Here is a 24,150-nt window from a genome sequence, read left to right as displayed (position 1 = left end):
GTATGAGTATTAAACTTTTAGCTTTGCAGTCGTCATTCCCGCGTTGTCTTGTCGGGAATCCACTGTCATATTGGCTGGCATAGAGCTATCAAGACAATTCGGGTATGACGAGATTAGTATGAGTATTAAACTTTTAGCTTTGCAGTCGTCATTCCCGCGTTATCTTAGCGGGAATCCATTGTCATCTTAGAGAGTTAAGTATTATCAGAAACTAGCAAAGTTATTAAGATAAAACGATATAAACAGATTTAAACGAATAAAAATATTACAAGATTTATAGGAAAGAGATGTCAAACATAGAATTAAATGATGCCAGAGCTATTGATTGGGCATGGCAGGTTAATATACAAGACGTTAGTATTAGTGATGTACAAATAAAGTCAGCTTTGATGGACTTAAATACCCCTGTTTACCTTGCTAAAACAGAAGCAGGATTAGGTGTAACTAACTCGCTTTCATCTAATGACAAAACTCAAGTTGATAGCACTACCCCAGTACTCGCTTTTGCGCAAAAGCTTTCACCACAAGATTTAGGCGATGATGCTTTTAAAAAGCAACATGGCGTTAAGTATGCCTATCATGGCGGCGCAATGGCTAATGGTATTGCCTCTGTTGAATTAGTAGTGGCGTTAGGGAAAGCGGGTTTGTTATGTTCATTTGGTGCGGCGGGCTTAATACCTGATGTCATCGAAGAGTCAATCAAGCGTATTCAAGCGCAGTTACCTAATGGCCCTTATGCGGTTAACTTAATACATGCTCCTGCGGAAGAGGCTTTAGAGCGCGGTGCGGTTGAACGCTTTATTAAACTAGGCGTTAAAACCGTAGAAGCCTCAGCATATCTTGGTTTGACCGAACATATTGTTTGGTATCGTTTAGCTGGATTATCTGAAAACAGCGATGGTAGCGTGAATATCGGTAATAAAGTTATCGCTAAAGTGTCACGTACTGAAGTAGGGCGTCGCTTTATGGAGCCTGCACCGCAAAAATTGGTTGATAAACTGCTTAGTCAGGGCAAGGTGACACCTTTGCAAGCAGAGCTTTCTAAACGCGTGCCTATGGCTGATGATATAACCGCAGAAGCAGATTCTGGCGGGCATACTGATAACCGTCCATTTTTAACCTTATTGCCGACTATCATCGCTCTGCGCGATGAAATACAAGCTAAATACAACTTTTCTCCAGCGTTGCGAGTTGGCGCAGGTGGGGGGATTGGTACTCCAGAATCAACTATTGCGGCTTTTAATATGGGCGCGGCCTATGTTGTACTTGGATCAGTTAACCAAAGCTGTGTTGAAGCAGGGGCAAGTGACCATACACGTAAACTGTTAGCAAATGTTGAAATGGCTGATGTTACTATGGCACCAGCTGCTGATATGTTTGAAATGGGCGTTAAATTACAAGTAGTTAAACGAGGCTCTATGTTTGCTATGCGTGCTAAAAAGCTTTATGAATTGTACGTAAATTACGATTCTATTGAAGCTATTCCAGCTGCCGAGCGTGAAAAAATAGAGAAACAAATATTCAGAGCAAACTTAGATGAGGTGTGGGCAGGCACTGAAGCATTTTTTAGTGAACGCGATCCTGAAATGCTGGCGCGCGCGCAATCAAGCCCGAAACGTAAAATGGCATTAATTTTTAGATGGTACTTAGGGCTAAGTTCACGTTGGTCTAATACTGGTGAAAAAGGCCGAGAAATGGACTATCAAATTTGGGCAGGACCGAGTTTAGGCGCATTTAATAGTTGGGTAAAAGGTACTTATCTTGAAGATTACACTCGTCGTTATGCAGTTGATGTTGCTTTGCATTTACTCAAAGGCGCAGCGTATTTGCAACGTATTAATCAACTTAAATTACAGGGTGTGACTTTATCAACTGAACTAGCTGGATATCGATGTGAAGATTAATAAAATTAATTTTAAATATAGTAATTTGGGCGATTAATAAGGTAAGTCTTTAAGCTGTTAGTACTATCAACTACTATCAGCAATTATAACCTTTAATAATTGTATAAACCGGTAACGCGATACTTTATATTCTTCGTAAATAAAGGGCTAGAGATAATTATGACTAAATGCACAGAGTTTGCCGTTTTTGAAGTAACCAAGGCTAACTTAGGGCGAGTTTTAGCGTTAAGTGAATCACTATTTAGTGAAATTAATGCGAATAAAAAAAACATTCTTGAGCATCAAATATTAGTCAAAACAGATAATGAAGAAGAGATTTGTTGGCATTTAACGTGGGCGAATATTGAGGCTGTTAAGGCGAGTAGCGAGCAATGGTCTAGTTACCCAAGTGCTGCCAAAATAGAACAGCTAGTTGGCAAGAAACTCTATTACGGACACTTCGTTAGTGTGATCGCATCTAATACTTAAAATTATCACTTAGTGTTTAGGTTTTAGATGCTAGTTCTGAGTTTAGTATCTATAACTTATACCTAAGTTTTAGGCGTTTGGTCTACCACAATTATCTCTTGTGTATTAAAACCACGCGCTTTAGACATTGTTATAAACTTTTCCATGACTTCTGGGGCAACGGTAGGGGTTCTGGATAATAACCAAAGATAATCGGTATTAGGACCTGAGACAAAGGCATATTGATAGTTTTCATGCTCTAATTCAAAAATGACATAACTGCCATAAAAAGGGCCAAAAAAAGATACTTTTAAATAGCCCTCGGTACTGCTATCAACAAAGTAAGCTTTACCTTCAGCTTGTTGCCACTCATTATCTGTAGTAGAAAAACCGCGGTTAATAACTAACACGCCGCCATCGTCTTTAAGACTGTACTGGGCAGAAACTTGGCTTAGTCCTCGTTCAAAGGAATGATCGAGCCGAGCTATTTCATACCATTTACCTAAATATTTAGTTAATTCAAAATCTGAGACAGGTTTTACCGGCTTTGGCATTCCTAAACAGCCGCTGATAACTAATGTGAGCACTGTAATAATGATTAACAATGCTTTATTCATGTGAACCTCTCAATTATATTTAGATAATGCTGAAGTAATACCAGTTCCATTAATTGTGTGGTCTAGTTTATACGTATACTAAACAATCCAATACAGGGCATTTATTTTAAAATCCCTTACTATCATTTATTTAAAAACTTTATTCTGTTTTAATGATGTCATCTTTAGATGCTAGGTAAAGGACATAGATAATACCTAATACAGGAATTACCGAAAATACAAAGCCCAAAGCGGCGGCTTTAACAGGAGCCTCTGTTTTACGTAAACCAAGGTAATAGCTAATCGCGGCTATGATAATCATGATTGATAAAACCATCAAACCTAACTCTACAGTGCTAAAATTCATAACGTGTACTCATGTGTATATGCTGCCTAATAGAGGCAATATAATAAGATTAAAGGGGTGGGGAACATTGTTTTGAATGTTGTGATCTCTATTTGGTTATATTATTTTAGTTATCTTTAGTTAAATGGATAAATAAACCTAAAGCACCTAAAAGTAATGCTGTGCTTGATATAATCGCAACGGGATAATATAAATTACCTGCTAAATCTAACTGACTATATTTAATTACCATAATCAGACCCTCGAGTGATAAAGCAACACAAACTGTGCCTATGAAGCGAGGTACTGTTCTTCTGATACCAGCAATGGCATTATCTTTCTTTTCTTTATCTTTGCCTGAATATTCTTTTTGGATAACCAAAGCTAGCTCAAATACCGCAAGTGCGATAATGCCAGTATTAACACTACCCAAAAATATTTCCATAATATCAATACCATTAATAATACCAGTTATTACGGTTCTAAATAATGAAAATAAAATAGCCAAAGCTAAACCTAAAAAGAGGAAAGTGAATAACTTTGCAATAAAATCTTTAACTATCGTAAACATATTTTCATTAAGCATATTGTTTCCTTATTATTTCTTCTTAAATTAATCATTTATCGTATCATAAAAGCTTTCTTTTTAGCGAAGCCAAGTTTAACTTATAGTGATAAAATGCGTTTAATATAGATTAGATGATGCATCTGTAGAATCGGTAAATTAACACTGTTTTTAGGAAACGTAGATGAAGTTTACAGTTGGCTTTAGAAAAGTACAAAATGATGATATTGATTTTTTGTTATCGCTACGCAGAAAAACTATGACACAGCATTTACTCATGGCGAACATTCGCATGACAGATGAACAGCACCTAGAGCGCATTAAAGAGCACTTTTACGACAGCCATATCATCTTGGTAGACCGTAAGCCTATTGGCTTATTAAAAATGGGTGTGGTTGCGCTAGATAACACCCACAAAAGTCTTCACATCAGACAACTACAAATAATGCCTAAATATCAGCGAAAAGGAATTGGTAGTAAGGTGATTAGTGTAGTAAAAAAACGCGCCTTACAATTACGATTACCTATTACTTTAAACGTGTTATTAAAAAATCCTGCAAGGGGGTTGTATTTACGCCATGGTTTTCAAGTTGAAAAGAAAAATAGATTAGAGTTTCAATTACGTTGCCCATTAGAGGTTATAGCCGCCTAATGTGACATTAACCATTAACCATTAACCATTAACCATTAACCATAACCGAAGCTGAACCGGTAATCCCCCAAAAAAATAACACAATTAGCCCAACACTAGTAAATTAAGCCCTTATTATCAACCTTGGTGGCATCTATACGTAACGGGGTCATTGTGCCTTTAGCGAGTGGTGTAGTCGCTAACGCCAGTGTTTTTATTACGGTTAACATTGACGGTAAATTCAAGCTATTAATATCATCAGTGGCTTGATGATAATGCGGGTCTTTATCTAGTTGGGTACTACTAAAGCTATGCGCTGGCACACCTAAACGCGCCAACGTGGCATTATCCGAGCGATAAAATAAATTTTCTGTAGGGTAGGGATCGGCATAAACTTTTAGATGATCAGCGGCTAAAGTTTGGTTTAATTGCTCACCTAAATTTGAACGATCCATACCTGTCATCCAAACACTACCTTCACCAAACATTGAGGGTTTTCCTATCATTTCAATATTTATCATTGCAGTGATCTTGTTAGGATTTATTTGCTCAGAGAAATAACGCGATCCAAAACCACCTATTTCTTCAGCACTAAAGGCAGTAAACATTAATGTTCTTTCATTATTATCTGTTTTAGCAAAATAATTGGCTAAGTTAATGATGGCTGAAACACCTGATGCATCATCATCTGCACCATTGAAAATATCACCAGTTACTTGCTTAGCGCCAACAGGGGGAGTACTTTCTTTAACACCTAAATGATCATAATGTGCTGAATAAAGCACGATCTCATTTGCTTTACTTTTACCTGGTAAGATACCCACAACATTACTTAACTGGGTGTTTTTAACAGTCGCCTTAGCGTTTACGGTTAATTGCTTTACTTTACTGATATCAGTTAAAGCAATAATAATAACGCCATTATGTTTAACTGCTGACTTAGTAACGAGTGAAGTTAGACCGTTGGCAAAGTAACTTTGGTAGCGCTTGAAGCTCTTTTCATGTTTGGGATGAAGCAATACTAAATGTTGGCCACCTTGGTGGTTTAATTCACTCAAAGCTTTACGCATATTGACGTTTTCACCAATTATCTCAAGGTTAACTGCTGAGGCACTTACCGTAGCAGTATTTGGTATTGAGTTAATGGCTAGTGAATTGGTATCCCAGTTAACCTTTGCAACTGTAGTTGCCATAGCTAATGAATTTTGCTTAATAATTTGTCCATTAATTTTTACTTCAATGCTGCTAGGTTTAATCTGTTGTACAGTGTAATTTTGCTTAAAATTGGGTGCGCTTGGGGCAGGTGTTAACCCCACTTCACTAAAACGCTGAGCGATATAGTCGGCAGCAATGTGAATTTCGGAAGAAAAATTATCTCTACCTTGCATCGCATCACTCGATAAATAAGCGACATCATTACTAACTTGCGATAGCGTGATGGTGTTATCAAGTGTTGGGGATGGCGTGTGATTTACCTGACTCTGATCATAGCCCAAATGAGTACAACTAGTGAGTACTACACTGGTAACGGTAAATAGCGTTAGCTGTGTTACAACATTTAGTGGTTTGAATTGTTGATTAGTCATAAGTAGCCTTTAATAAGCGATATTTTAATGTATTAGCTAATATTGTTAAACACAGTTTATTTGAGTTTCAGTGTTTCCACCAATAAGGTTTCATCGCCTGATGTTAACCACAATTGGCCATCTTGAATGCTACATTGAAAATCCATATTGCGGCTGAGTAAATTTACTAAAGCGTCACAGGTAGATTGCTCAAACTGCTCTACAGTTAATTTATCAAATTTTTTCAAACTTTGCTCTGTTTGTGACCACCAGGTATTAACACTGCTGCCGTAACAATATAACTTGACGTTTTTAGCTTGATTAGAAGCTTTCTTTAAGCGTTTCTCATCTAATTGACCAAGTTCAATCCATAATTCAATTTCATCGCTATAGTTAACTTGCCAGATAGTGGCTTCATTTTCATCACTCAAACCTTTACCAAATTGTAAGTCTTCATGCGCGTTAAGAATATAAGCGAGTATACGCACCATTAATCGTTGTGGTGTTTCTGATGGGTGTTGAGCAACGGTTAGTTGCAAGCTTTGATAATAATTGCGATCCATATCGGCAAGTTCGATATTGGCTTTGTATATAGTTGCTTTTAGGGCCATGATGTTTCTGGATTAGAAAATAAAGGCTTATCATAACAGTATGAAGCCCACATACCAAAAGGCTATGATCATCAATAATGATATTCAGAGCCTTTTATTTTTATTTAGTGGTTAAGTTAAATGCTTTTTAGCGATTTATGTTGCGATGCTAAATAAGAAGGCCAAGTACTAACGTTACCAAGTGCCAATATTTTCCATACTCAACCATGGCTCTTGTGGTGCTAATGGTTTACCTTTTTGTAATAACTCAATTGATATGCCATCAGGTGATTTAATGAAAGCCATATTTCCACAGCGAGGAGGGCGGTTAATAGTAACACCATTGTCTTGAAGATTTTGGCAAGTTTGATAAATATCATCAACTTCAAAAGCTAGATGGCCGAAACTTCGACCCGTATCATAATTTTCGGTAGAGCCCCAGTTGTATGTAAGCTCAACTTCTGGCGCACCTATTTCTGTCGCTAGATAAATAAGTGTGAACTCACCTGCAGGCACTTCGATACGTTTAGTTTCAATTAAACCAAGTTTACTAACATAGAAATCAAGTGACTGGTCTAAATCACGTACACGTACCATGGAATGTAAAAACTTCATAAGGTTCTCTTATAGTTAGGATTGATAAGTTAAAAAATAAATTGAATAAAATAACATATAATACATGGCTTTCGTGATGTGTTTTAAGCGAAGAAGGTTTATTAATCTGAGCTTGGGTAATAACTTGCATTCTAACCGCTGTTTTTCCTTATTACCGTATCAAATTTAATATCAATAGACTCGCTATTGACGCGCAAATTTTTCATGTACTTACAGGTTTATTAGTTTTCAGACTTTTCTTTAAACTCACAAAGATCTTCAATAATACACGAGCCACATTTAGGTTTTTTGGCGGTACAGGTATATCTACCATGCAATATAAACCAGTGATGTAAGTTAAACATAAACTCGGTTTTGTTAGGGGTAAGCTTGATGATATTAGCTTCAACTTGTTCAACCGTTTTACCTGGCGCATATTTAGTTCTGTTGGCAAGTCTATAAATATGAGTATCAACCGCTAAAAAGTATTTACCTTCATTATCTTTTAACCAACCAAAAGCGGTATTTAGCACAACATTGGCAGTTTTACGACCAACGCCTGGTAAAGCTTCTAAAGCAGCTCTGTTTTCAGGTACTTCTCCGCCGTGTAAATCAACTAACATTTGACAGGTTTTAAGGGTGTTTACCGCTTTGGTATTAAATAAACCAATGGTTTTGATATAGCTTTTTAAGCCATCAAGACCAAGATCTAATATAGCCTGGGGCGTATTCGCTATAGGGTAAAGTTTATCGGTAGCTTTATTAACCCCAACATCGGTTGCTTGCGCTGACAAAAGTACAGCAATGAGTAATTCAAACGGCGTAGAAAAATTTAACTCTGTGGTTGGTTCAGGATCATTGTCACGAAGTCGTGTTAAAATTTCTATGCGTTTGTTTTTATTCATTATCTACTCTGTGCTGTTATTCGTTATTTTTTATTCGTTATTTTTTATTCGTTATTGGAAAAGTAAAGCATGGTTATAAGCGACTACAGTTAAGGTTAAAATTAACTAAGAGTCGAAGTTAACACGTACTCGTTCAATAACTTTTTCACCTTTTACCGCTTGTTTAGCTTTTATATGACTGTCTATAGCGTTTTTAAGTGCAATTAAGATACCCATAGCGATAAAGGCACCCGGGGGTAAAATAGCCAATAAAAACTGTGTATCAAGTTGCATTACTTGTATTTTTAAACCGCTTGCCCAGTCACCTAACAGTAACTCAGCACCGTCAAATAAGGTACCTTGACCTAATATTTCACGTATAACACCCAATAAAATTAAGATCAATGCGAAACCTAGCCCCATCATAAGGCCATCGAATGCAGCTTGTTTAACGGGGTTTTTAGATGCATAGGCTTCAGCTCTACCGATAATGGCGCAGTTGGTCACAATTAGCGGCAGAAAAATACCTAATGATTGGTAAATTCCGTAAGTAAACGCATTCATCAGTAATTGTACACAAGTAACAAAAGCGGCAATGATTAATACAAAAATAGGTATTCTAATATCTTTTGGAACCCAGTGGCGGATCGCTGATACGGTAATGTTTGAACAAATCAATACAAGCAAGGTCGCCAAGCCTAAACCTAATGCGTTGGTCACGGTTGATGTTACAGCCAATAGTGGACATAAGCCAAGTAGTTGTACTAAACCAGGATTGTTTTTCCATAAGCCTTGAATAGCGAGTTCTTTGTATTCAGCTTTGGCTGCTAATTTCAACTCTGCTTTACGTGCTGCTTCTTGAGCTGCATCAGCTGCAATTGTGTCGTTTACTTGCTCAGTGTTTATGTCTGAGTTAGTGCTTTGTGGGGCTATATTATTGCTCATTAGCAGCCTCATTTATTGCGATGTCTTTAGCGCAGGCATTAGGGGAGTTTAATAAATTCACTTTGTTTTCGTTAAAATAAAGTAAAGTGTTTTTTACACCTTTGACCACAGCGCGGGGGGTAATAGTTGCTCCAGTGAACTGATCAAATATACCGTTGTCTTTTGTGACCGCCCATCTACTATCGTCTTCAGATTGTATACGTTTACCAGTAAAACTGTTGATCCAATCACTTTTTCTTAATTCTATTTTGTCACCTAAACCAGGAGTTTCTTGATGCTTTAGTACGCGAACACCATTAACACTGCCATCATTATTAATGGCCATGATGAAGTCAATATTGCCATTATAACCTTGTGCCGCAGTACTTGTAATTGCTACGGCGACCACTTGTCCTGCTTTTCGAGCGATATAAGCCGTGTTGATTTTATCTGTGCCTAATTCTGGAGAGTTCATTAAAATACAATCGTTGGCTATGTCGTTATCATAACGACTGGGATCAATAATTGAATGTAAAGTATTTAATAGCTGTTGTTGCTCTTGTACTTTAATCCGATCTTTGGTGAGTTCGCTTACGGCACTTACCGTTAACGTACAGGCAATAGCGAATAAGGCTAAAATTTTTGTATTTTGTGTTATAGCTAAAGTTAATGGTGAGTTAGTTTTACTTTCTTTATCAGACATTATTTTTCTCCCTTAGCATGGCCATAAGTGCGAGGGCGTGTGTATTGATCAATTAATGGTGCTGACATATTACAAAGTAAAACAGCAAAAGCTACCCCATCAGGATAACCTCCAAGGGTGCGAATTAAATACACTAATAAGCCCGCAAGAGCACCGACAATAAGCCTACCTTTATTACTCGTAGCACCCGTTACCGGATCGGTTAAGATAAAAAAGGCACCAAGCATAGTAGCACCAGAAAACCAATGAAACATAGTAGAAGGGTTTGCATCAGGATTGATGCTATAACCGATAAATGAACAAACAAAGATACTTAATAAAAAGCTTACTGGTGTTTGCCAAGCAATGGCTTTTTTGGTGAGTAGAAATAAACCACCAAGTAAAAATCCCGCATTTACCCATTCCCAACCTAACGAGAAGTTCTCGCCAAATACCGGGCTAGTAATAGTTTCAAGTACAGTAAAACCTAAACCTAAATTTGTTTTTAAAGTATCAAGGGGGGTTGCCATGGTAATACCATCGATACTGGTACGTACTTGTTCAACTGAATAACCTTCAACGGTAAAACCGGTTAAAATCGTGGTTAAGGTATTGGCAAAATTTAAATCAACCGTTAATAAACTTAAGGGAGGTTGCCAAAGTGTCATTTGTATAGGGAAAGACACTAGGAGCATGACATAACCCGCCATTGCAGGGTTAAATGGATTATGTCCTAAACCACCATAAAGTTGTTTAACAATAACAATCGCAAATAGGGTACCAATAACTGATATCCACCAAGGCGTTAATGCCGGTAAACAGATACCAATTAAAAGTGCGGTTAATAGACCACTACCATCTAATAAATGGTGGGCGATTGGTTTTTTACGTAGCGATAGGACGATAAATTCACTAAGCAGAGCGGTAATCATTGCTAAACCAATATGAATTAAGTTACCCCAACCAAAGAAATACCATTGAGCAAAAACACCTGGTATTGTAGCTAAAATAACCAAACGCATTAAATTTGGGGTTTTGGTATGGTTATGATTATGTGGTGAACTTGCTATCCAAAATGCCATTATTTATATCGACTCGTTGGTTTATTTCGCGGGTGATGATTGTTTAAATCTAGTATTGTCGGCTTCATAATTAATTGCTGTCTTTTTTATCTTCATTGAGTAAAATCGCAGCTGATTCTTTTGTTGCCGCATCTTTTAATTTTTTCTTCGCTTTTGCTTTAGCGATAGCTGCGGCCATTTTAGCCTTTTTATCTATAGCAGCGGGTATAGCCGCATGCACCAATTCACTTGCTATATCGTTAGTATTAGTAATGTTAGCGTTGCTTATGTCACTAATGTCACTGGTATTAGTGTCGGTATCAGTATCGATATTGGTGTCGCTATTATGTTTTCCGGCTTTAGCAAGGTCCGTTTTGCCAGTATGTTTTTTTTCAGAGATACTTTTTTCAGGGATAGTTTCTTTACCGATAGTGTTTTCAGTTACCGTGGTAATTTCAGTCTCTGTATTCTTTGTCTCTGCTTGTTGTGCGCTAGCTTCTTTCAATTTCTTTTTTGCTTTAGCCCTGGCTATTGCGGCGGCCACTTTTGATTTTTGATCTGTTGGCTGCTCAGTTTCTGCGTTATTTTCACTAATTTTATTAGGTTCAGTATTTGTTGTACTAGCTTCAGATTGCTGAGCACTAGCTTCTTTCAGTTTCTTTTTTGCTTTAGCTCGAGCAATTGCAGCGGCCACTTGTGATTTTTGATCGTTTACTATTTCAGTAGCCGAAACTTCAACTGTTGACACTTCAGCTGAATCCACTGGTTTTGTTACTTCAGGATTTTCTTGGGCGGCTTTTTTAGCTTTTACTCTCGCTAACGCGGCAGCAACAGCTGATTTAGCGCCCGTTGCTTCTGGTGTAGCTTTATTCATGGCCGCTTTGCGTGCTGCCGCGGCTTTTTTGTTTTTTTCTTGGCGAGCTATTTTTTCTTTTTCTAAACGCATTTTTCGCGCTTCAAAACGAACTTTGGCTTTTTCTGCTTTTAAATCGAGTTGATGCTGCTCTCTGATTTCTGCTTTAGCAATTCGATAGTAATGTACGAGTGGAATTTGACTTGGGCATACGTAAGCACAAGCACCGCATTCAATACAGTCACTTAAATTGAGTTTCTGTAATTGAGGGTGATCTTTTGCTTTTGCGCTCCATTGCAACTCTTGTGGTAATAAGTTACTTGGACACACATCACTACATTGGCCGCAACGAATACATTCTACCTCTTGGCTTTCTTTTTCAAATGCGCTTGGCATTTCTTTTTTACTAGGTACTAAAATACAGTTACTAGTTTTAATAATTGGCACAATGTCACTTGCAATACTAAAGCCCATCATTGGGCCGCCCATAATGACCGGTTGTTTAACATTTTCAATGGCTTCAACTTCACATTGTTCAAGTAAGAAGTTAATTGGCGTGCCAATTAATGCCCAAACGTTTTGTGGTTTATTCAAGGCTTGACCAGTAACAGTAACAACACGGCGAATAAGCGGCGTGTCATGTCTGACTGCTTCATTAATAGCAAAACAAGTCGCCACATTTTGCATGACAATACCACTATGAATAGGTAATTGACCAGCAGGGACCTCTTGGCCCGTTAAGGTGTGAATTAACTGTTTTTCGCCACCAATAGGGTATTTTGTTGGTACAACACAAACTTTTATCTTTTCATTATCTTTAGTAGCTTGTTGTAATGCTTTGATCGCTTTAGGCTTATTATCTTCTATGCCAATTAAAATAAAGGCAGGGGATAATAATCTATCAAGTATTTCTATGCCATCAACAATGGCAATACTTTGCTCCATCATTAATAAGTCATCAGAAGTAATATACGGTTCACACTCAGCGCCATTGATTATTAGAAAGTTAATATCAGGCTTACTGTTGGCTTTTATATGCGTTGGAAAACCAGCACCACCCATGCCAGCAATACCTGAATCAGCTATTTTTTCAATGATTTCGTGGTTTGATAACAAAGATAAATCAGGACAAACAATGCGTTTACGCCAAGTATCTAAACCATCAACATCAAGAAATATACATAATTGCTCTAAGCCTGAAGGGTGTGCAATAACCGACATTTTTATTGCAGTAATAGTACCACTAGTTGGTGCATGAATTGGCACCTCCATTGGGTTAGTACTGCCTGTTAATGGTTGGCCTTTTAATACATGCTCTCCAATGCTTACCAACACATCGCCTTCAAGGCCAATATGTTGCTGTAGAGGAATAATTAACTGTTTAGGTAACGTAAGCTGTTTTATGGGCTTTGTTGAGGTTAATGTTTTTTGTTCAGGCGGGTGAATGCCACCATGAAAGTCCCAGAACTGACCACGCGTGATACGTGCTATGACTGATTCCATCATAATCTCCTAATTTACCTGTTTGACTGGAATACTGTTTAAATCCCATTGCCAATTATGTATGGTTTCTGGTATCTCACGCATTTCAATACAATCAACAGGGCAAGGAGCAACACATAAATCACAGCCAGTACATTCATCAATTATAATGGTATGCATCTGTTTTGCGGCGCCAATAATAGCGTCAACAGGGCAGGCTTGAATACATTTGGTACAGCCAATACAGTCTTCTTCAATAATAAAGGCGACTTTCGGTCGATTACTTTGCGCAACATCGCCTTTTACATGACTTTCATCCAATGGTTGAACTTCAACACCCATTAAATCGGCTATTTTTTTAATGGTATCTTCACCGCCAGGTGCACATTTATTAATAGCTTCACCGTCAGCAACGGCTTGAGCGTATGGTTTACAGCCAGGGTAACCACATTGACCACATTGAGTTTGGGGTAGTAGGGCATCAAGTTGTTCAACAATAGGATCGGCATCAACTTTAAAACGAATAGAAGCATAACCGAGTAATGCACCGAATACGGCAGCAATACCGCCTAATACTAAAATAGCAAGAAGGATATTCATGTTAAATATTCACCAAACCGGAAAAACCTAGAAACGCTAATGACATTAAACCGGCAGTGATCATTGCAATTGCCGTACCTTTAAAAGGACTTGGCACATCGGCGTTGGCTAATTTTTCGCGCATCGCTGAAAACATAATTAACACTAAAGAGAAGCCGAGTGCGGCACCAAAACCGTAAATAATTGATTCAAAAAAGCCATGCTCTAACCTTAAATTAAGTAAAGCAACACCTAATACCGCACAGTTAGTCGTAATTAGTGGTAAGAAAATACCTAATAAGCGGTAAAGACTCGCACTGGTTTTATGCACAACCATTTCAGTAAATTGCACGACAACGGCAATCACTAAAATAAAGCTCATAGTAGTAAGGTACTCAAGATTAAGTGGTACCAATAGATAGGTTGTAACTAAATAACTTAACAATGAAGCTAAGGTCATAACAAACACGGTAGCAAATGACATACCTATAGCAGTTTCAGTACGAGAAGAAACGCCCATAAAAGGACATAGTCCAAGGAATTGCACTAAAACAAAATTATTTACAAGGACGGTGCCAACGAGTAGTAATAGGTAATCAGTCATTTACTTATAAGGTCATTAGGTTATTAATAATAAAGCAGCTATTATCCGCGTTTTTCAATTATATAACAACACTATCGGTAGTAAGGGTATTGGTATTTATTTAACTTTTGCTGTGTTGTGTTGCTCAAAGAGTAATATTAAAGTGTATAAAAAAGCCGAATAACATAATTATTCGGCTTTATGGTATTAGTCAATAACCATGTTTACAAATCAGAAGGCTTGCCAACATAGTAACCTTGGCAACCATCAATAAAGAGTTTCTCTAATGTATGTTTCTCTTCTTGGCTCTCTACACTTTCAGCAAGAACACTTATGCCAAGTCGATGGGCTAAATCTACCATCAAGCGTAAGAAGTATTGGTTATTTTTATCATCATCAATATCACGTGTATATGAGCTGTCCATTTTAATATAATCAGGCGTTAAATCCCTAAAAAACTTAAATGAAGTTAAACCAACTCCAAAACGCTCAACCGTTACTCGTGAACCAACACGATGTAATACAGCTACCAAACGCTTTGCTGTTTTAATATTTTGTTGTAAACCAAGCTCTGATATTTCAAATACTAAACGCGGCGCAGCAGCAGGTTCACGTAATAATTTTCGCTCTAACCAAATCATAAAATGTTCATCATTAATACTACGAGAACTAATATTAATCCCAAAACTGCTGTCTAGCATGTTTTTCGTGGTGATTTCTTTAATGGCTGTTTCTATTATAAGACGATCTACTTCAATAATTTTATCGAGTTTTTCAGCCATCGCAATAAAGGTAGCAGTAGGTAACATATCATCGTTAGCATTTAAGAATCGCGCTAAAATTTCACTGTATACTTTACTATTACGACCACTTGGCTGAATTGGTTGTAGTAAAAGTTTTACTCGACCTGCAGCCAAAACGCTTTCAATTTCTTGTCGCCAATTTTGACTGCCAAAATTAGCACTATTATTTGTTAAAATATTAACATCTGTTTGTGAATACCAAGAGTTGGTTTTTTGCGTTTGTGCAATACTTACTCCAGTATCTGCTAACGCCAATAATTCACCTAATGGTTTTGATTTATCAAAATAGACTAATCCGCTAAAAGCGACTGAATCTAGTTCATTAACGCGTTGGTAATCATCAAATTTAATTTTTAATTCACTTGCAAAATCTTCAGCAGCTTTAAGTTGTTCATTAGGTAATATTGTGGCGAAATCAGAGCTGTTTAAACGGAAAACTTTCCCTGTTGGCTTATTTATTAAAGTTTTCTTGATGATCTCAACAACTTTTAATATGTATATATCACCAGAATTGTAACCTTGAACTTGGTTAATAGTTTGTAATTCAGTACAGCGGGTAATAAGTAAAACACCGTAATTAACTGGGCTTTCGCGTACTATTTCATTTTCATAATACTGTACAAAGCGGTTTCTATTATCAAGACCAGTTAAATTGTCTACATGTGCTTCAACTTCTAAATTTGAAGTGTTTTTAAATTGTTCGGTCATCAAAGCACGTATTTCATCAATTCCTTCTTGTAACGCGGGTATTTCGAAAGATTTATTAATAACGCTCTTTTTAGTAATGAAATCGCCATTGTTAATTTGTGCCAGTTCGTTACTTATTTCTTTCCCAATAACTTGGAAAATTATAGTTTGCAGTTTGTAATTTAATTTTGCCGCGATAAAAGCAAAAATAAAAGTTAAAATTAAGACACCAATAAATAATTGCGTTAAAAAGTGAATAACCTCAGAAAAGCTTAATTGGTATTGAATTTGTAAGCCGAGCTTGCCCGCAGAAACTGTTTTACGTTGCGCTAAGAAAGAATCAATAAGATGAAGTTCTGTATTTTCATAATTGAATAATACATTGCTATTATTTTTAATTACTAAGGTTTGATAATCCGCACTTGTTGTTAATACTGAGGCAAATTGACGCGCAACATCTTCGATTGGTTGTTCGTTACCAACAAAAACTTGACTAATAGCTTGTATGCTTTGTTGATGTTTTTGAGTTTTATTATCAACATAGCCAAAAAGCAAAGAAAATAAGATAGCAGAAAATACTATAATAAAGATCAGTGAAAATGTGAGGTTTTTAAAAAATAATTTAGAAAATTTATACATAATGAAATTAAATACTCCGTTTAAAATCTAGCTAGAGGAGGTATCCTCAGTACTATTAACACACTCGCACTATACTGGTATTACTCTGGCGTTACTCTGGAATTAAACCGGCATCATACTGTAATTAATTGTATAAAATAATAGCTATATTATAGGTTCAATAGTAACGCATTGTAAAATATAAATTATATTAATCTATCTATTTAAATTAAGTGGTTCTGTATTTTAGGTTTAATTAAGTCGTTAAATAAGTAAATTTTATCAATGATAATGCCATATGCCTCTTGCGCTTATTAATACGTCACGATATAATTTACCTCAATAGAACTTGGTAAGATGTCACTGAATAAACATAGAGAACGTTGTTCACACCGCGTAATAATGTTTATATTCTTATTAATATTTTTAATAGTATTACTATTAATAACTAGATTAAGCTTATTATATTTTGCTTTTCTAGGGGGAAACAGTGAATTAAGCCCCTGTTTTGGGGTTTTTTGTTTTTTAAAGACTGAATTTTTATTACGAAAAGCAGTAATTAAAGAACAATAATTGAAAGATTTCGACGGGCTATATGCCCTTTTTTTATATCTAAAATTTATATTATGTCATGATGAATTCTAACCATCGGGCAAAGTAACAGGAGAAACCGCTTGGCTAAATTTGAGCAAAAACTAACTGAGTTATTAAGACCAGCCGTTGAAGAAACAGGTAAAAGCTTGTTAGGTATTGAATACCTTAGTGCCGGTAATAATTCGGTTTTACGTTTGTTTATTGACCATGAAAATGGCATTAATGTTGATGATTGCGCAGAAGTAAGTCGCCAAGTAGGTGCCTTACTTGATGTTGAAGATCCTATTAGCAGTGAGTATAGCCTAGAAGTTTCATCACCAGGCGTTGATCGTCCTTTATTTGAATTAGCCCATTACCAAGAAGTTATTGGTGAAACAGTTAATTTAAAATTATCGATGCCATTAAACGGTCGTCGTAAATTTAAAGGGCCTTTAGTTGCCATTGAAAATGATACCCTAATAGTAGAAGTTGACGGCATTGACTATGAACTTGCTTTTAGCAATATAGTTAAAGCGAATCTTGTCGCAAAATTTTAAACCTTAAATCAAATCAGATCACATAAAAATAAAGGCTAAGTAGCATGAGTAAGGAAATATTACTGGTTGTTGATGCTGTTTCTAATGAAAAAGCATTACCACGAGAAAGCATTTTTGAAGCAATGGAAACAGCTTTAGAAACAGCTACCAAGAAAAAATACGAAGGTGACATTGAAGTACGTGTTGCTATTGACCGCATTAGTGGCGAATTTGATACTTTTCGTCGTTGGTTGATCATTGAAGATGGTACGCCAATGGACAACCCATATGCAGAAATTGGTCTAGCGGCAGCGCAATTTGACGACCCATCATTAAATGTGGGTGATTATGCAGAAGATCAAATTGAGTCAGTTAAATTTGACCGTGTAACAACACAAACAGCAAAACAAGTTATTGTACAAAAAATTCGCGAAGCGGAACGTGCTTTAATTGTTGATGCATATCAAGACCAACTTGGTGAAATAGTTACTGGTGTTGTTAAAAAAGCAAGCCGTGAAAGTGTAATTATTGACTTAGGTAACAATGCTGAAGCGATTATTTATCGTGACGACATGTTACCACGCGAAACATTCCGTCCAGGCGATCGTGTTCGTGGTTTATTATATGAAATTAAACCAGAAGCACGTGGCGCACAATTATTTGTAAGCCGTACTAAACCTGAAATGCTTATTGAGCTTTTCCGTGTTGAAGTACCAGAGATTGGCGAAGAAATGCTTGAGATAAAGGGCGCAGCTCGTGATCCTGGCTCTCGTGCGAAAATTGCCGTGAAAAGTAATGACAAACGTATTGACCCAGTAGGTGCTTGTGTTGGTATGCGTGGTTCACGTGTACAAGCCGTATCTAGTGAGTTAGGTGGCGAGCGTGTTGATATCGTATTATATGATGACAACGTAGCACAATATGTTATCAATGCTATGTCTCCAGCTGAAGTTGCCTCAATCATTGTTGATGAAGATAAAGGTACGATGGATATTGCTGTTGAAGAAAGCAACTTAGCAATGGCCATTGGTCGTAGTGGTCAAAACATTCGTTTAGCTAGCCAATTAACTGGTTGGGAACTAAACGTAATGACAGTTGCTGCTATGAAAGAAAAGCATCAAGCAGAAAATGATAAAGTTTTAAACTTATTCATTGATAAGTTAGACCTTGATGAAGACTTCGCTACTTTACTTGCTGAAGAAGGTTTCACTTCTTTAGAAGAAATAGCGTATGTCCCTGTTTCTGAAATGTTAGACATTGATGGTTTAACGGAAGAAATTATCGAAGAGCTTCGTGAACGCGCTAAAGAAGCGTTAACAACACAAGCACTCGCTAGCGAAGAAACATTAGAAGGTGCAGAGCCTGCACAAGACCTACTTGACCTTGACGGTTTAGAACGTCACTTAGCCTTTGTTTTAGCAAGTCGTGGAATTCGCACCTTAGAAGACTTAGCTGAACAAGGTATCGATGAAATAAGCGATATTGAAGAATTAGATGAAACCAAAGCGGGTGAGCTAATCATGGCCGCACGTAATATTTGTTGGTTTAACGAAGAATAATAACACCGGAGAATTATATAGATGGCAGAAATAACAGTAGCAGAACTTGCCAAAGAAATCGGAACGCCGGTGGATCGCTTAGTTAGTCAATTAGCTGACTCAGGCGTGAATAAATCGGCTACCGATGCTATTTCGCAAGATGAAAAGGAAGCCTTACTAGGCCACCTTAAAAAACAACATGGTGACGATTCGGAATCAAAACCGAATAAACTTACCTTAAATCGCAAAACTAAATCTACCTTGACTATGGGTCATGGTAGTAAAGCAAAGTCAGTTAATGTTGAAGTACGCAAAAAACGCACTTACGTTAAGCGTAGCGATGTTGAAGATGAAAAGTTAGCGGAAGAAGCGGCAAAAGCAGAAGCTGAAGCAATTAAAGTAGCAGAAGCGGCAGCAGCAGCTGAAGCGGCAAAGGCAGAAGCAGCAGCTAAAGAAGCAGAAAACGCTAAAGGCGTTGCAGCAGCTAAAGCAGAAGTTGAAGCTGAACGTAAAGCGGCGGCAAAAGCAGAAGCAGCAGCTAAAGCTAAGCAAGCTGCGATTGAAAAATCTAAAAACATTGAAAAAGCACCAGAAAAAGTTGCTGAAAGCGAAGAAGCTAAAAAACTTCGTTTGATCCAAGAAAAAGAACTTGCGGCTAAAGTTGAAGCAGAAGCAGCAGCAGCGGCAGAAGCAGCTAAAAAACTAGCAGAAGAAAACGAAGTTCGTTGGAAAGAGCAAGAAGCTGAACGTAAAGCGAAAGAAAAAGAAGTAGTTCATGTAACTTCTTCAAAATACGCACAAGAAGCTGAAGATAAAGTTGATGCTGCAGATGAAGGCGCTGGCCGTCGTCGTAAGAAAAAACCTAATGATAAAACAGCTGCCCGCGGCGGTCGTAATCCTAAAGGTCGTAAGCAAACGTTATCAGCACCACAAAGTTTAAAACATGGTTTTACTAAACCTGTTGAAACTAAAGTACAAGATATTCGTATCGGCGAAACTATTTCAGTTGCAGAACTAGCGAATAAAATGGCTAAGAAAGGCGCTGAAGTAGTTAAAGCAATGTTCAAGTTGGGCGCTATGGCGACCATCAACCAAGTTATTGACCAAGAAACTGCAGCGCTTGTTGCTGAAGAAATGGGCTTTGAAGTAGTACTTGTGAAAGAGAATGCTTTAGAAGAAGCTGTACTTGCTGATCGCAGTCATACTGGTGAAGAAATTACACGTGCACCAGTTGTTACTATTATGGGTCACGTAGATCACGGTAAAACGTCATTACTTGATCACATTCGTGAAGCGAAAGTAGCAGCAGGTGAAGCTGGCGGTATTACTCAACATATTGGTGCTTACCATGTAGAAACTGGTCACGGTATGATCACTTTCTTAGATACTCCGGGACATGCTGCCTTTACAGCAATGCGTTCTCGTGGTGCTAAAGCAACAGATATTGTAATTATTGTTGTTGCTGCTGATGATGGTGTTATGCCACAAACAGTTGAAGCGATTCAACATGCGCAAGCATCTGAAGCGCCAATTATTATTGCAGTAAACAAAATGGATAAAGAAGGCGCAGATCCTGATCGTGTTAAAAGTGAATTATCACAACACGGTGTGCTTTCAGAAGAGTGGGGTGGAGACGTTCAATTCTGTCATGTATCTGCTAAAACTGGTTTAGGTATTGATGAACTACTTGATGCTATTTTACTACAATCTGAAGTATTAGAATTAACGGCTGTTGTTGATAAAATGGCAAGTGGTGTTGTGGTTGAATCTAAACTAGATAAAGGTCGTGGTCCAGTTGCTACAATTCTTGTACAAGAAGGTACATTAAACCAAGGTGATATCGTGCTTTGTGGTTTAGAGTATGGTCGTGTACGTGCTATGCGTGATGAAAATGGTAAAGATATTAAATCTGCCGGTCCATCTATTCCTGTAGAAATTATTGGTTTAAGTGGTGTTCCAGTTTCGGGTGATGAAGCAACTGTTGTAAAAGATGAGAAAAAAGCACGTGAAGTTGCTCTATTCCGTCAAGGTAAGTTCCGCGATGTGAAACTTGCTCGTCAACAAAAAGCTAAACTTGAAAATATGTTTGCAAGTATGGCTGATGGTGAAATTTCAGAAGTAAATGTTGTTATCAAGTCTGATGTTCAAGGTTCACTTGAAGCAATTACTGATTCATTACTTAACTTATCTACTGAAGAAGTTAAAGTAAGAATAATTGGCTCAGGTGTTGGTGCTATCACTGAAACAGATGCTACTTTAGCTGCTGCGTCTAACGCGATTGTAGTTGGTTTTAACGTTCGTGCTGATGCTTCAGCGCGTAAAGTTATTGATTCAGAAAATATTGATTTACGTTACTACAGTGTTATCTATGCATTAATTGAAGAAGTTAAAGCGGCAATGAGCGGTATGCTAGCGCCAGAATTCAAGCAAGAGATCATTGGTTTAGCCCAAGTTCGTGATGTGTTTAAATCACCAAAAATTGGTGCTATTGCTGGTTGTATGGTTACTGAAGGTCTTATTAAACGTAGCGCACCAATTCGTGTATTACGTGATAACGTGGTTATTTACGAAGGTGAACTTGAATCATTACGTCGCTTTAAAGACGATGTTCAAGAAGTTCGTAACGGTACTGAGTGTGGTATCGGTGTTAAGAACTACAACGACGTGCGAGTTGGCGATCAAATAGAAGTTTTCGAAACAGTCGAAATCAAGCGCTCGCTGTAACTTTATATTATTGCTAATTTTGCCGATAGCGGCATCGGTAGTACTCATTGACATTCGTCAATTCCGTGCTTCCTCTTTGCTCTCGACAAAATTAACTTCAATCTAAAGCAACAGAAAGTTAATAGTAAATGTTAAAAGGGGCTTATGCCCCTTTTGTGTTGATTACTTATTTATTATTGAAAGTTATTTTTAAAAGTTAATAACTTCAAAGGAGTATACGATGGCTAGAGAATACGCCCGTACTGACCGTGTAGGTCAGCAAATCCAAAAAGAAATCGCGACTATTTTAATGCGCGAAATTAAAGATCCACGTTTAAGTATGACAACAGTTTCTGCTGTTGAAGTAACTCGTGATTTAGCTTACGCAAAAATTTTTGTTACTTTTTTTAACGACGATGCAGAAGAAATTAAAGCATCACTAGATGTATTAGCAGAAGCTGAAGGTTATATTCGCTCGTTATTGGGTAAACGTTTACGTGCGCGTATTATGCCGCATTTACGTTTTGTTTATGACAGCTCGATGAGTGAAGGTGTTCGCATGAGTGCCCTGGTTGCACAAGCAGTTGCAAGTGATAAGCATGCTGACGAAGCTGAAAATATTTCAGACAATGATGAAGATAACGATTCAGGCATTGAAAGTTCTGGTAGCGAGCAGGATAAATAAGGCATGGCAAAAAAAAGAAAAGGTCGTGCAGTTAACGGTGTCTTACTTTTAGATAAACCGCATGGATTATCGTCTAATCATGCATTGCAAACGGTTAAGCGAATTTATTTTGCACAAAAAGCCGGACATACCGGTGCTTTAGATCCTCTTGCAACGGGTATGTTGCCAATCTGTTTAGGTGAGGGAACTAAATTTTCTCAATATTTACTTGATACCGATAAAACCTATCAAGTAACCGCAAAGCTTGGAGTTCGTACTACTACCAGTGATGCTGGTGGTGAAGTGGTTAGCGAAAAAGATGTTAGTGTAAGTGATCAGCAATTGGCTACCGCACTAGATAGCTTTCGCGGCACTACTCAACAAGTTCCTTCAATGTACTCAGCGCTTAAATATAAAGGTCAACCTTTGTATAAATATGCAAGAGAGGGGATTGAAGTTCCACGTGAAGCGCGTGATATCACAGTGTTTAATCTTGAATTATTACGTTTTGAAGGTGATGAAGTTGAGTTAAGTATTCATGTATCGAAAGGGACTTACATTCGCACCATTGTTGATGACTTAGGTGAGTTACTCGGTTGTGGAGCACATGTGGCACACCTTAGACGTTCTGCAGTGGGTAATTACCCTATTGCTAAAATGGTTACTTTAGCTGAGCTTGAAGCATTACTTGAAAAAGCAATTGCTGATGAGGTAACCCCTTCAGAAGTACTTGATCCATTATTACTGCCGATGAATAGTGCAGTCGATGGTATGCATTGCGTATATGTTGATGATATGTCGGCTAACTTTTTACGTCATGGAAATCCAGTACAAGCTTATAACGCACCAAGTGATGGCAGTGTACAAGTATATATTGGTGATGACGAAAATGATCCGGATGCAGAGTTTATTGGTGTTGGATTCATTGATGATAATGGTTTAGTAGCCCCTAAACGCATTGTTGTTTTATAGAACTATTGTTAAAACAGCTCTATAAATTGTTTGTTAAGCACTTATCTTTTTCTGATGCTTTATCGTTTAATTGGCACTGCCAAAGTTAGTTTTACTTTGGCTTTGATATTAAATAACCTGAAAACTATATTTATTACTTAATTTTTATGTATTTATAAAGTTTATTAGTCAGTATTTAGGCTAAATAAAATGGTTACGCATAAGAATGATATTAGTAATGACTAATTACTTGCTTTTTAGTCATTGGCTGATAGAATACGCGCTCTTCGTCATCAAGGCTGAATTAGTGTTTGGCTTGATGATTATTTAATGCTCTTATTTCAATAGCTAGTTAACTGATATGTTAATTAATGTAGAGTTGAGAGTTATAACACACTAAGGATACATTATGTCTTTAAATGCTACAGAAAAAGCTGCAATCGTTGCAGAGTACGCTCAATCAGAAGGTGATACTGGTTCTCCAGAAGTTCAAGTTGCTTTGTTAACTACACAAATCAACCACTTACAAGGTCACTTTAAAGCACACATTCATGATCACCATTCACGTCGTGGTTTATTACGTATGGTTGCTCAACGTCGTAAGTTACTTGATTACCTTAAAGGTAAGAATGTTGACCGTTACGGTGCGTTAATTGCTAAATTAGGTTTACGTCGTTAATAGCAGATTTTGCTAAAAACTGATATAAACAACTAAAAAAGGAGCCAATTGGCTCCTTTTTTGTTTTTATTTTAAACATGATTACAAATTTATACCCAATAAAGCCTGCTTT

23 protein-coding genes are annotated in these 24,150 nt (G+C 37.3%); 9 read left to right on the top strand and 14 right to left on the bottom strand.

What is annotated here, in order from left to right; all coding sequences use genetic code 11:
* Window positions 1–287 precede the first annotated feature (287 nt).
* Window positions 288–1,904 carry a PfaD family polyunsaturated fatty acid/polyketide biosynthesis protein gene (locus CWS31_RS13260; protein WP_101342711.1) on the top strand — a complete coding sequence of 539 codons (1,617 nt, stop codon included), beginning with the start codon at window positions 288–290 and terminating at the stop codon, window positions 1,902–1,904.
* Between the two features lie 159 nt (window positions 1,905–2,063).
* The gene (locus CWS31_RS13255) at window positions 2,064–2,372 is read left to right on the top strand and encodes a hypothetical protein (RefSeq protein ID WP_101342712.1); all 309 of its coding nucleotides are present in this window, start codon (window positions 2,064–2,066) and stop codon (window positions 2,370–2,372) included.
* A 62-nt stretch (window positions 2,373–2,434) separates the two neighbouring features.
* On the opposite strand, the gene CWS31_RS13250 is transcribed toward CWS31_RS13255, so the two are convergent.
* The 3 genes from CWS31_RS13250 to CWS31_RS13240 all read right to left on the bottom strand — a co-directional run bounded on the left by CWS31_RS13250 (window position 2,435) and on the right by CWS31_RS13240 (window position 3,879).
* Window positions 2,435–2,968 (bottom strand): lipocalin family protein, encoded by a 534-nt coding sequence (locus CWS31_RS13250; protein WP_101342713.1) that lies wholly within the window; start codon window positions 2,966–2,968, stop codon window positions 2,435–2,437.
* Between the two features lie 139 nt (window positions 2,969–3,107).
* Complete coding sequence (locus CWS31_RS13245; protein ID WP_101342714.1) at window positions 3,108–3,314, bottom strand: hypothetical protein; 207 nt, start codon at window positions 3,312–3,314, stop codon at window positions 3,108–3,110.
* 106 nt (window positions 3,315–3,420) lie between these two features.
* Window positions 3,421–3,879: a hypothetical protein gene (locus CWS31_RS13240; RefSeq protein ID WP_101342715.1), complete on the bottom strand. Its 459-nt coding sequence runs from the start codon at window positions 3,877–3,879 to the stop codon at window positions 3,421–3,423.
* A gap of 163 nt (window positions 3,880–4,042) precedes the next feature.
* Here CWS31_RS13240 and CWS31_RS13235 point away from each other — a divergent pair, with 163 nt between their 5' ends.
* Window positions 4,043–4,510 carry a GNAT family N-acetyltransferase gene (locus CWS31_RS13235; protein ID WP_101342716.1) on the top strand — a complete coding sequence of 156 codons (468 nt, stop codon included), beginning with the start codon at window positions 4,043–4,045 and terminating at the stop codon, window positions 4,508–4,510.
* Between the two features lie 95 nt (window positions 4,511–4,605).
* Here the strand turns inward: CWS31_RS13235 and CWS31_RS13230 are convergent, their stop codons facing one another.
* The 11 genes from CWS31_RS13230 to CWS31_RS13180 all read right to left on the bottom strand — a co-directional run bounded on the left by CWS31_RS13230 (window position 4,606) and on the right by CWS31_RS13180 (window position 16,415).
* Complete coding sequence (locus tag CWS31_RS13230) at window positions 4,606–6,075, bottom strand: M28 family metallopeptidase (protein WP_101342717.1); 1,470 nt, start codon at window positions 6,073–6,075, stop codon at window positions 4,606–4,608.
* Between the two features lie 56 nt (window positions 6,076–6,131).
* A complete protein-coding gene (locus CWS31_RS13225) occupies window positions 6,132–6,665 on the bottom strand; it encodes a YaeQ family protein (protein WP_101342718.1) in 534 nt (177 codons plus the stop codon).
* Between the two features lie 174 nt (window positions 6,666–6,839).
* Complete coding sequence (locus tag CWS31_RS13220; protein ID WP_101342719.1) at window positions 6,840–7,259, bottom strand: VOC family protein; 420 nt, start codon at window positions 7,257–7,259, stop codon at window positions 6,840–6,842.
* A gap of 221 nt (window positions 7,260–7,480) precedes the next feature.
* Window positions 7,481–8,143 carry an endonuclease III gene (gene nth, locus CWS31_RS13215; protein ID WP_101342720.1) on the bottom strand — a complete coding sequence of 221 codons (663 nt, stop codon included), beginning with the start codon at window positions 8,141–8,143 and terminating at the stop codon, window positions 7,481–7,483.
* 105 nt (window positions 8,144–8,248) lie between these two features.
* The gene (locus CWS31_RS13210; protein ID WP_101342721.1) at window positions 8,249–9,067 is read right to left on the bottom strand and encodes an electron transport complex subunit E; all 819 of its coding nucleotides are present in this window, start codon (window positions 9,065–9,067) and stop codon (window positions 8,249–8,251) included.
* The gene (gene rsxG / locus CWS31_RS13205) at window positions 9,057–9,749 is read right to left on the bottom strand and encodes an electron transport complex subunit RsxG (protein WP_211355835.1); all 693 of its coding nucleotides are present in this window, start codon (window positions 9,747–9,749) and stop codon (window positions 9,057–9,059) included. Before rsxG ends, CWS31_RS13210 begins: the two co-directional genes overlap by 11 nt.
* Window positions 9,749–10,810 carry an electron transport complex subunit RsxD gene (gene rsxD, locus CWS31_RS13200; RefSeq protein WP_101342722.1) on the bottom strand — a complete coding sequence of 354 codons (1,062 nt, stop codon included), beginning with the start codon at window positions 10,808–10,810 and terminating at the stop codon, window positions 9,749–9,751. The genes rsxG and rsxD overlap by 1 nt, the downstream gene beginning before the upstream one ends.
* 70 nt (window positions 10,811–10,880) lie before the next feature.
* Window positions 10,881–13,148, bottom strand: a complete 2,268-nt coding sequence (gene rsxC, locus CWS31_RS13195) for an electron transport complex subunit RsxC (RefSeq protein ID WP_101342723.1) — start codon at window positions 13,146–13,148, stop codon at window positions 10,881–10,883.
* A gap of 6 nt (window positions 13,149–13,154) precedes the next feature.
* Window positions 13,155–13,724 carry an electron transport complex subunit RsxB gene (gene rsxB, locus CWS31_RS13190; protein WP_101342724.1) on the bottom strand — a complete coding sequence of 190 codons (570 nt, stop codon included), beginning with the start codon at window positions 13,722–13,724 and terminating at the stop codon, window positions 13,155–13,157.
* Window position 13,725: 1 nt separating this feature from the next.
* Complete coding sequence (rsxA, locus tag CWS31_RS13185; protein ID WP_101342725.1) at window positions 13,726–14,307, bottom strand: electron transport complex subunit RsxA; 582 nt, start codon at window positions 14,305–14,307, stop codon at window positions 13,726–13,728.
* 203 nt (window positions 14,308–14,510) lie between these two features.
* Window positions 14,511–16,415 (bottom strand): EAL domain-containing protein, encoded by a 1,905-nt coding sequence (locus tag CWS31_RS13180; RefSeq protein ID WP_101342726.1) that lies wholly within the window; start codon window positions 16,413–16,415, stop codon window positions 14,511–14,513.
* Window positions 16,416–17,068: 653 nt separating this feature from the next.
* On the opposite strand from CWS31_RS13180, the gene rimP reads away from it, so the two are divergent.
* The 6 genes from rimP to rpsO all read left to right on the top strand — a co-directional run bounded on the left by rimP (window position 17,069) and on the right by rpsO (window position 24,038).
* A complete protein-coding gene (rimP, locus tag CWS31_RS13175; RefSeq protein WP_101342727.1) occupies window positions 17,069–17,524 on the top strand; it encodes a ribosome maturation factor RimP in 456 nt (151 codons plus the stop codon).
* 44 nt (window positions 17,525–17,568) lie between these two features.
* Window positions 17,569–19,062 (top strand): transcription termination factor NusA, encoded by a 1,494-nt coding sequence (gene nusA / locus CWS31_RS13170; RefSeq protein ID WP_101342728.1) that lies wholly within the window; start codon window positions 17,569–17,571, stop codon window positions 19,060–19,062.
* 21 nt (window positions 19,063–19,083) lie between these two features.
* Window positions 19,084–21,765, top strand: coding sequence for a translation initiation factor IF-2 (gene infB, locus CWS31_RS13165; protein ID WP_101342729.1), 2,682 nt, complete (start codon window positions 19,084–19,086; stop codon window positions 21,763–21,765).
* A 220-nt stretch (window positions 21,766–21,985) separates the two neighbouring features.
* Entirely contained in the window at window positions 21,986–22,429 is a 444-nt protein-coding gene (gene rbfA, locus CWS31_RS13160; RefSeq protein ID WP_101342730.1) for a 30S ribosome-binding factor RbfA, read from the top strand.
* 3 nt (window positions 22,430–22,432) lie between these two features.
* Window positions 22,433–23,380 (top strand): tRNA pseudouridine(55) synthase TruB, encoded by a 948-nt coding sequence (truB, locus tag CWS31_RS13155; RefSeq protein ID WP_101342731.1) that lies wholly within the window; start codon window positions 22,433–22,435, stop codon window positions 23,378–23,380.
* Window positions 23,381–23,768: 388 nt separating this feature from the next.
* Entirely contained in the window at window positions 23,769–24,038 is a 270-nt protein-coding gene (rpsO, locus tag CWS31_RS13150; RefSeq protein WP_101342732.1) for a 30S ribosomal protein S15, read from the top strand.
* The last annotated feature ends 112 nt before the right edge of the window (window positions 24,039–24,150 follow it).

It is taken from the genome of Colwellia echini (assembly GCF_002843355.2).
Taxonomy (GTDB): Bacteria; Pseudomonadota; Gammaproteobacteria; order Enterobacterales; family Alteromonadaceae; genus Colwellia; species Colwellia echini.
The sequence above is the reverse complement of the archived record's forward strand: the minus strand, read 5'-3'. Positions and strand labels throughout refer to the sequence as shown.